This window comes from uncultured Gimesia sp. (assembly GCF_937919775.1).
GTDB lineage: Bacteria > Planctomycetota > Planctomycetia > Planctomycetales > Planctomycetaceae > Gimesia.
The window spans coordinates 1-2267 of the sequence record NZ_CALFPF010000604.1 but is presented as its reverse complement, the minus strand read 5'-3'; the positions used below and the strand labels follow the sequence as shown (position 1 = coordinate 2267).

Sequence of the window (2267 nt, the reverse complement as noted above, 5' to 3'; positions counted from 1 at the left end):
ACTACCTCGCGGATATTCCCTCTGGGAACCAGGGAGAACGATCCGGGCAGATTGGTGGTAGACATGACATTTCCTCGAATGGCCTGTAAAGGCTTACAATAATTACACTAAGACATTGTGTATATTATATATGATACAACGAGGAGATAAAAGAGGGGCATCTGTGAAGTTCTCAAAAGAATCGCAACCTGCTTCGAACGCGGAAAATCGCGTGAATTCATTCCTCAGGCGATGATGTTTTGTACAACTTCACCCGCCACATCGGTCAGACGGAAATCCCGACCAGAATAGTGATAGGTTAAACGTTCATGATTGATGCCCATCAGATGCAGAATCGTGGCGTGCAGATCATGGACATGAACTTTATCCTGCATGGCACGGAACCCGAATTCGTCCGAGGCACCATGAATTGTGCCCCCTTTGATACCCCCTCCGGCCAGCCACATGCAAAACCCGAAGGGATTATGATCGCGGCCGTTAATGCCCCCCTGTGCTGTGGGCGTTCGACCGAATTCGCCCCCCCAGACAATCAACGTCTCATCCAGCAACCCGCGCTGTTTCAAGTCAGTCATGAGTTGCGCGATCGGCTGATCGACGTCTTTACACAAGCGTTCGTTGCTCTTATCGTGATTACTGTGCGTATCCCAAGGCTGCCCGTTTCCGTAATAAACCTGCACGAAACGCACGCCACGTTCGCTCAAACGACGAGCCAGCAGACACGCCTTCGAGAACTCGCTCTTGCCATATGCTTCCTGCAGCTTTTCGGGCTCGCGCGAAATATCAAACGCATCCGTCGCAGCGAACTGCATGCGGTAAGCCAGTTCCATTGATTTGATCCGGGTCTCCAGATCATTGTCGCCCACTCGGTTCACCAGATGCTGCTGATTGATCGCCTGTACCAGATCCAGCTGTTTCTTCTGTTCGTCGGAAGATAAAACATCGTTCTTCAGGTAAGGGATCATCTGCTCGGGAGTCAGATCCTTATTATTGATGTGAGTCGCCTGATGTTTTCCCGGCAGGAAAGCGCTGCCCCATAATTTCGGACCGACCACCGGCTTGCCCGGACACAAAGCCAGAAAACCGGGCAGGTTCTGATTTTCCGTTCCCAACCCGTAGGTCAGCCAGGAACCCATACTGGGGCGCGTCGGCGTCAGTGTTCCCAGATTCATCATGCACAGCGCAGGCGCATGATTGGGAAAGTCAGTATGCATCGAACGAATAATCGCCATATCGTCGATATGCTTCGCGAGATGGCTGAAATGTTCCGATACCGGAATCCCGGATTTCCCGGCGTTGATGAACTTGACCGGGGAAGGGAGCAGCCCCGTCGTTTTTGAAGCGGTTCTGATATTAGCCGACTTGGGACGCTGGCCTTCATATTTTTTTAAAGCAGGTTTCGGGTCAAACGTATCAACCTGGGAAGGGCCACCACTCATAAACAGGAAAATCACCCGCTTCGCTTTGGGAGCAAAATGAGGAACCTGCGTTGGTGCTTTTTGCGACGCTGCTTCGGAAGCCGACAGAATACCTGCCAGACTCATCATCCCAAAGCCGCCCCCGACTTTTTGGAGAATTTCCCGTCGGCTAAATAGTTCCGGTCGATTGAAATTGATCATTTCCTGGGTCTCTTTATCAATTTGGGATGAAAAGATAGTTCATCAACACAAAGAATTCGTTAGTCAACAAACATCATTTCATTACTGCATAACAAAGCCTGGCAGTAGCGTTGCCACGGCGTGAGTTTTTTAGGGTCAGTCACTTGCCGACCTTCATAAACACCATTATTTTTATTCTCTGTAATATCGACAGCCTGCGAAAGATTCGGATTGTCAGTCCGTAAAGGCCAGCAGGACAGGGGATCGGATTCTAGAATCGAAGTGACATATTCTGCATGAGCAAGCTGGTCTTTCTCCAGTTTGCCTGCTTGAAAATGTTTCTGAACTTCTTGTAGAGTCAATACACGATTAAACAAAGCGACGGCTCCCAACTGGCCCTGGAAGTTTGAAAAATTATCATTCCGCCCCGCAATGATGACTTCTGAGATACCTGTTTCGTATCCGGGCTGCGCTTCACCCGAAATTTCCGGTGTCGGGTTACCATTCAGATAAACCAGAATCTTCTGCCCGTCACGCATGAAAACAACATGATTCCACGTTCCCGGCTGAATCACAGTATTCCCGAAAAGCGACTGCTGTCGTTGATCTCCGTTATAGAAAAAGAGACGGCCCTCTTTATTCTGTTTATATTTTCCGGAAATTCCCAGATGA

Annotated in this window: 2 protein-coding genes; both read right to left on the bottom strand. The window is 49.4% G+C overall.

Translation table 11 applies throughout. The features are described 5' to 3' along the window. Positions 1-224: 224 nt before the first annotated feature. Entirely contained in the window at positions 225-1616 is a 1392-nt protein-coding gene (locus Q0294_RS17435) for a DUF1501 domain-containing protein (protein ID WP_299468011.1), read from the bottom strand. A gap of 59 nt (positions 1617-1675) precedes the next feature. Continuing rightward, positions 1676-2267: LamG domain-containing protein (locus tag Q0294_RS17430; protein WP_299468009.1), on the bottom strand; the 592-nt coding region annotated here is incomplete at its 5' end.